This window comes from Flavobacterium sp. (genome assembly GCF_043773265.1).
Taxonomy (GTDB): Bacteria; Bacteroidota; Bacteroidia; order Flavobacteriales; family Flavobacteriaceae; genus Flavobacterium.
The window spans coordinates 1-6,890 of the sequence record NZ_JAYVFH010000233.1 but is presented as its reverse complement, the minus strand read 5'-3'; the positions used below and the strand labels follow the sequence as shown (position 1 = coordinate 6,890).

Below are 6,890 nucleotides of genomic sequence, written 5' to 3'. Positions count from 1 at the left end.
TGTTAAAATTATAAGATAATTTACCAATTGCATTTTTTTTTTTTTTCACTTTTACAATGGTTAACCAAAAAATATTTATAAATTTAAACCATTATTAATTATGAAAAAATTATTTTTTACAGCTATCTTATTGGTAGGTTTTAGCGGTGTGTCTATGGCAGGAAATCCTGAAGAAAAAAAAGAAGTACTACGTGCAGATGCTTGTACTAACTGGGCGGTTGAACAAGTAAATGCAGATGAGGTAGAATTTGGTTGTTATACTGCAACAGAATATACTCAAGCCGTAAATGATTATATTACTAAATGTAAGTCACACTAAAAATTGTTTATTAATTATAAAGTTCAATAAATCTTTAAGATTTATTGAACTTTAAATTCTAAAAGAATATGAAAAAAACATCATTATTAATAATACTTTTTATACAATCAATATCAATCTTTTCACAAAACCAAACTAATAGAGTTATATATAAAGTTGGTTTAATTGAATCCCAAAGTCAAGAACTCAAAAATCAATCAGATGAAAGGAAAAATTTTGTCAGCGAGGTTAAAGAAAACTTATCAAAATTAGAGTGTGAATTAATTTTTAATAATTCATGTAGTGTTTTCAAAGTAATTGAAAAAATAAACCCAAATGAAGATAGTTTTGCATATAAAAAAGCTAAAAATTTTGTTAATGGTTTGTATTACAAAAACATGCAAGATTCATTAAAAGTTACCCAGGTTGAACTCAGTGGAAAAAAATATTTTGTAAAAAAAAATATAAAAGAATACAATTGGTTAATAACTAATGAAACTAAAATAATCGATGGATATACTTGTTATAAAGCAACATGTAAATTTGAAGAATTTGATAAATTAAGATCAAAACAATTAATTTTTACACCCGAAGTTTGGTTTACACCATCAATACCATCATCATTTGGTCCAAAAGGATTAGATGGCTTGCCGGGTTTAGTGCTTGATGGAAGATTTAATGATAGAATATATTTTTACGCTACAAAAATTGAATTTAATGTTATTGTAGAAAAAAAATCTTTAACTCTAGACAACAAAATACCAATTATTTCACAAGAGGATTATAACAAGATGCTTTTGGAAATAAATGAAAAACTAAAAAATGAGTAAAGCAAAAAAAGTTTTTTAAATAATATATCGCACTTATTGGTTTTTTATTTATTTAAAATAGTATAAAACTACAAACATATTTATCTATTTATGTCAATAAAAATTTTCTTGTATTTAAGTATTATTTTTCCTTTTACAACACTTTCGCAAAATCAAAATTTATCAGGCACTATTAATAACTTACTTAACAATACACCTTTAGAATCCGCCAACATTATTGCAAAACCACTTCAAGAAAATGCTTCTTTAAAATTTGCAATTGCAGATAATAAAGGACGTTATAAATTAGATTTAGATGTTAATGTGAAATATGAAATTACAGTATCTTACATTGGCTACACCGAAGAAGTTCTAATTATAGAACCAAACTCTGCAATAACTAATTACGACTTCAAACTGAAAGCTACTGGAGAAATACTCAAAGAAATTATAATTAAACATGAGTATAAACCCATTCAAATCAAAAAAGATACGCTAACTTATGACATTAAAGCATTTGCCAACGGCAATGAGCGAAAAATGAAAGAAATTCTTGAAAAACTTCCTGGAGTAGAAGTTGACAAAAAAGGAAATATTACTGTTCAAGGCAAAAAAGTTACCAAAATGATGGTGGAAGGAAAATCGTTTTTTGGTGGTGGTTCTAAACTAGCTGTAGAAAATATTCCTGCTGATGCTTTAGACAAAATTGAAGTAATAGATCACTTCAACGAAGTTGGTTTTATGAAACAAGTTTCTGATAGTGAAGACTTGGCAATGAATGTAAAACTGAAAGAAAATAAAAAGAAATTTGTTTTTGGTGATGTTGAAGTTGCTGCTGAAATTGCAAATGATAATGGTTATCATTTGGCTCATGCTGGTTTATTTTACTATGCTCCAAAAACCAATTTAAGTTTTATTGGAGATTTAAATAACATTGGTAAAAGTACTTTTACTTTTGAAGATTTAATGCGTTTTGATGGAGGCACAAGTAGCTTTTTAACTGGTAGAAAATCATTGACGAATTTGTTTTCTTTTGCTAATGACAATACAGATGTTGTTCAAAATAAATCTCAATTTGGTGCTTTAAATTTTAGTTTTGATACTGTTACTAATTTGACAATTTCTGGTTTTGGAATATTCTCTAAAGTTTTCATGCAATCAAAAATAGAAAGCGTAAATGAATATCTTCAAAATAGTTTAATTTCCTATGAGAATAAATTTCAAAATAATATTTCAAAAAATTTATTAGGAATTGGCAACCTAAAACTAGATTATTCTCCTAACAAAAAAGAAAAAATTTATTACAACTCACAATTTCAATTAAGTACAAATGATATTGAAAACATTATTAATTCAATAACTAACACCAACACTAATACATTTGAAACTATTTCAAAAGCTGATAATATTTCTGTCAAACAATTTATAGAATGGCATAAAAACTATAATGAACATCACACTACTACTTTTGTAGTAAACCAATCATTCGAAAAAAACACTCCTCAAAATAATTGGTTTTCAGAGCAACCTTTTTTAACAGGATTAATTCCTTTGCAAAGTGATTCTAGTTATTCTATCAACCAAATTAAAAGAGTTAAAAGCAATACCGTTGACGCTTTATTCAAACATTATTGGATATTAAACAATTTTAATCATTTATACACTAATGTTGGCAACAATTACATAAATTCAAATTTTGAAACATCAGAAAAGCAATTACTAACAAATGGAACAATTAATAACTTCGATAATAATGGTTTTGGAAATAATGTAAAATACCAATTAAATGATGCTTACATTGGTTTTGAATATAAATTCAAAATTGGAAAATGTACTAACAAATCAGGATTGTATATGCATTGGTATAATCTGAATACAAATCAAAATCTTTCTGAATTTACAATTTCTAAAACATTATTTCAACCACAGTTTAATAGTGATTATGAATTTAATAAATCAGAAAGTTTAAGTTTTAACTATAAGTTGTCTAATACTTTTCCAGAAGTAAGCAAACTGGCAAATCAATTTACTCTTCAAAGCTACAATTCAGTGTTTAAAGGGAATTCTTTACTAGAAAATGAACAATATCATGCAGTAAATTTTAGATATTCTAAGATGAACATGTTTAAAGGCATTACTTTGAATGCTATCGCGAGTTATAATAAGAAAGTAAAAACAACTAGAAATGAAATTCAATTGAGTGGAATTAATCAATATTCAACACCAATTTTAACCGACAATCCTGAAACGAATTGGCGTTTTATGAGTTCTTTTAGTAAAAAAATTTATCGTTTTAATTTAAAATTGAATTCTAATTTATCGTGGTTTAACTATTTGCAATCAATAAATAATGTAAACAGATCAAATGATAGAAATAGTCAAAATATTGGATTAACTTTTAAAACGGCTTATAAGAAATGGCCAGATATTAGTATTGGTTACAATAAAGGATATAGTCAATTTAATGGATTAACAAAAAGTAATTATGAATCCGATGAGTTTACATCAGAAGTAGAATTTTCATTTAAAAAGTTTTTTACTTTTAAAATTGATTATGAAAATTTAAAAAACACAGATAATTTTAATCAAACAAATTTTTATGATATAGCGAATACTTCTTTGCGTTATCAAAAGAAAAATAGTCCGTTTGGATTTGAATTATTTGCAAATAATTTTTTTAACAATAAAGTAAAAAATGATTATTCTTTTTCAGATTTTATGATTAGTGAGAAAAAAACTTATGTTTTGCCTAGAGTTTTTATGCTTTCAGTAAGTTATAAATTATAAAACTATCTTACAATTGCATTGCTATAAGCAATAACATTCTGAGTTTCATAACCTCAAATTGTTTCATATAATTGGAAATTTAGGTTCCGTATTGGTCTTTCCATATTACTCTACGAATAGATAGAATATGCTAATAAAAAGTAGAGTTTAAATTAAGTCGTTAATATTTTCTAAAAATAAAAAAAATGTCCTTTTACACCTTTAAACTGTGATATTTCAATAGTTGGTGCAGGAATTTTAATTGAATTAAAGAGTGAAAAAAGTGTTTTTAAAGTATTTGATTTTGTTTTTATTTTAGTTAAATCAACATCTAAACTCAAATAAAATTGTCTAGTTCTTTTTGAATCAGGAAAAAAAACAGTGTTTACTAAATCGTCACTTCCAGTAATCATTCCTTCTGCACCATAACCTAAAGCAATATTTAACCATTTTGGAATTTTAGATTTTGTAAAAAAAGAATACACATTTGCAGAAAGCCAATAAGTTTGTCCGTTGTAATCTTTAATAATTTGTTCAGATATTGAACTACCAAGCACATTTGGTCTAGCCGAAGCATATTGTGTAGTATGAAACGAAAATTTAGGAACTATTCGTTGTTCTTTCCACAGTAATTCTTGTGAAACAAAAAGTGCAGTTCCGCCAGCATTTGCAGCAATATCACCAAGAGAAAAACCCCATTCTGAAGAATATCCATCAAAAACCTCAACTGTAGATAAAAATGCAAATCCAATTGTTGAACCATAAATAATCTGGCTTTTTCTATTGCAACCACTCCATTTTAATGCATTTGCTCCAAAACTTCCCAATTGATAGGATGAAAAAACGTGACCAACTTTATCCATTTGCAACCATTGGTCATTATCATTAATAAAATGAAAATCAGATTTTGGATAATCTGCATACCAAAGTTGATTAAGCCCAACTAAAGCTGTAGTTGCAAGAACTGCTTCAGAAATTATTACTTTGTTTAGTCTTGGTTTATTTAGAGAATCTGATGGTTTTAGAAAAGAGTCAAGTGTAGATTGTGAAAATCCCAAATTAATATTCAGTGCTAAAATAATTAATAAAAATTTTAACTTATTCATTCTAGGGATTTACTATTGAATTAAATGCATTATTAAGAGGTCTTTAAAATAGAAAAATTCAATTACTATCTTTTTGTTCCAATACCATTCAGCCAATTTGCATATTTTTTTGCATTTTCTTGATGTTGAGTATAAGTTGAAGCAAACTCGTGGTATCCAAATTTTTCAACACTTGCACAAAAATAAATATAATCATTTTCATCTGGCGATAAAACTGCATCAATAGCATCAATATCTGGCATAGCAATTGGTCCTGGAGGCAAACCAGAATTTACATAAGTATTATATGGAGAAGCAATTATTAAATCATTATACAAAACTCTTTTTATAACTTGATCAAAATCATCATCTCTAGATTTCAATGCATAAATTACAGTTGGATCAGCTTGTAACGCCATTCCTAAATCTAATCTGTTTAAATAAACTTTTGCAACAACTGGTCGCTCACTTTTTTTAACCGTTTCTTTATGAACAATTGATGCTAAAGTTATTACTTCAACTGGAGTCATGTTAAGTCTTTCTGCTTTTGATAAACGTTCTTTAGTCCAAAAATTTTTGTATTCTTTAAGCATTTTATCTCGAAATTTTTCAGCAGATACATTCCAATAAAATTCATAAGAATTAGGAATAAACATTGCAATTACATTGTCTTTAGTAAATCCGTTTTCAGATAGAAACTTTGAATCTCTAAAAGCTGCTAATAGTTTTATTGTATCTGGTTCTATTTGAGTACTAATTCGCAAACACAAATTTTCTAATCTTTCTTGATTGTTAAAAGCCAAGTTAACAGGAATATTTCTGCGAAGTGAAGCAACCAAAGTATAGTTTCCCATTCCTTTTTTTACAAGAAATCTTCCAGATTTTACATTTTTATCGTATTTTCGAATACTTGCCATTGCTTCAAAACCACTCATTTCTTTAATATAAGGTGAAATTATTTTTTTTACTTCCTCATAACTTGAACCTGTTGGAACGGTAATATAAATTTCCTCTTTTGAAATAGAAGTATTACTTGATAAAAATTTTATATATATTGTAACAGCTACAGCTATAAAAAGTAGTGTTCCAATTGATAATATGGTTTTTAATTTCTTATTCAATGTAATTATTTTTTATGAATTTTTATTTATTAGTTGAAAAATGGCTTCATCTTGGTATTTATTATCTACTAGATTCCAGTCTTTTTTTATTCCAATTTCTTGAAATCCAAAAGTAGTAAAAAGGTTTAAACTAGAAACATTATCAACACCAATATTTGCAAAAAGCTGGTGTAATTGCAGTTGCTGAAAACTATAATTAATTAATAAATTTAATGCTTCTTTTCCATATCCTTTGCTCCTATCGATTTCGTTTTTTATTACAATTCCAATTCCAGCTCTATTGTTTTTAGCATCAAACTCAAATAAATCTATCAAACCAATTGTGTTTTTGTCATTGTTTGTACAAATTGCTAGTCGCAACTGCTTTGCTTCATATATATCTTGGTGTGCATTTTCTAGATATTGACGAATTAAAAATTTACTGTATGGAGTTTGGGTATTACTAACATTCCAAATAGTTTCATCGTTTTCTATAATATAGACAAACTCTAAATCTTCTGGCTCTAATGCTCTTAAATATATATTTTCTCCTTTTAATGTTATCATAATTCTATTTCTCCTTCAAAAACGAATGTTGCTTTTCCTTCCAAAAAAACATTACTATACTTAGCATCGTTTTCTTCAAATGAAACTTTCAATTTTCCACCTTGAACATTAAGATTTATAATGTTAAAATTTGTTTTTCCAATAGCATGCATTGCAATTGCTGTCGCAGTTGCGCCAGTTCCGCATGAAAGTGTTTCATCTTCAACACCACGTTCATAAGTTCTTAATGCAAAATGATTTTCTGATAATTGTTTAACAAAATTTA

The 6,890-nt window shown here is 26.8% G+C and carries 6 protein-coding genes and 1 pseudogene; 3 read left to right on the top strand and 4 right to left on the bottom strand.

Annotation, left to right across the window (positions count from 1 at the left end; translation table 11 throughout):
- The first annotated feature begins 154 nt into the window (after nucleotides 1–154).
- The 3 genes from ACH2BO_RS12495 to ACH2BO_RS12485 all read left to right on the top strand — a co-directional run bounded on the left by ACH2BO_RS12495 (nucleotide 155) and on the right by ACH2BO_RS12485 (nucleotide 3,894).
- Nucleotides 155–319 carry a hypothetical protein gene (locus ACH2BO_RS12495; RefSeq protein WP_395045066.1) on the top strand — a complete coding sequence of 55 codons (165 nt, stop codon included), beginning with the start codon at nucleotides 155–157 and terminating at the stop codon, nucleotides 317–319.
- 68 nt (nucleotides 320–387) lie between these two features.
- On the top strand, nucleotides 388–1,128 hold the full coding sequence (locus ACH2BO_RS12490; protein ID WP_395045065.1) for a GLPGLI family protein: 741 nt from the start codon (nucleotides 388–390) through the stop codon (nucleotides 1,126–1,128).
- A 90-nt stretch (nucleotides 1,129–1,218) separates the two neighbouring features.
- Nucleotides 1,219–3,894 carry a hypothetical protein gene (locus ACH2BO_RS12485; RefSeq protein WP_395045064.1) on the top strand — a complete coding sequence of 892 codons (2,676 nt, stop codon included), beginning with the start codon at nucleotides 1,219–1,221 and terminating at the stop codon, nucleotides 3,892–3,894.
- Nucleotides 3,895–4,064: 170 nt separating this feature from the next.
- Here ACH2BO_RS12485 and ACH2BO_RS12480 read toward each other — a convergent pair whose 3' ends face one another.
- From ACH2BO_RS12480 to ACH2BO_RS12465, 4 genes and pseudogenes are all read right to left on the bottom strand, one after another.
- A complete protein-coding gene (locus ACH2BO_RS12480) occupies nucleotides 4,065–4,979 on the bottom strand; it encodes a DUF2279 domain-containing protein (protein ID WP_395045063.1) in 915 nt (304 codons plus the stop codon).
- A gap of 65 nt (nucleotides 4,980–5,044) precedes the next feature.
- Nucleotides 5,045–6,079 carry an endolytic transglycosylase MltG gene (gene mltG / locus ACH2BO_RS12475; protein WP_395045062.1) on the bottom strand — a complete coding sequence of 345 codons (1,035 nt, stop codon included), beginning with the start codon at nucleotides 6,077–6,079 and terminating at the stop codon, nucleotides 5,045–5,047.
- 12 nt (nucleotides 6,080–6,091) lie between these two features.
- Nucleotides 6,092–6,625 (bottom strand): GNAT family N-acetyltransferase, encoded by a 534-nt coding sequence (locus ACH2BO_RS12470; protein ID WP_395045061.1) that lies wholly within the window; start codon nucleotides 6,623–6,625, stop codon nucleotides 6,092–6,094.
- Nucleotides 6,622–6,890: pseudogene (locus ACH2BO_RS12465) on the bottom strand (diaminopimelate epimerase); the annotation flags it as partial. The pseudogene ACH2BO_RS12465 and the gene ACH2BO_RS12470, both read right to left, overlap by 4 nt.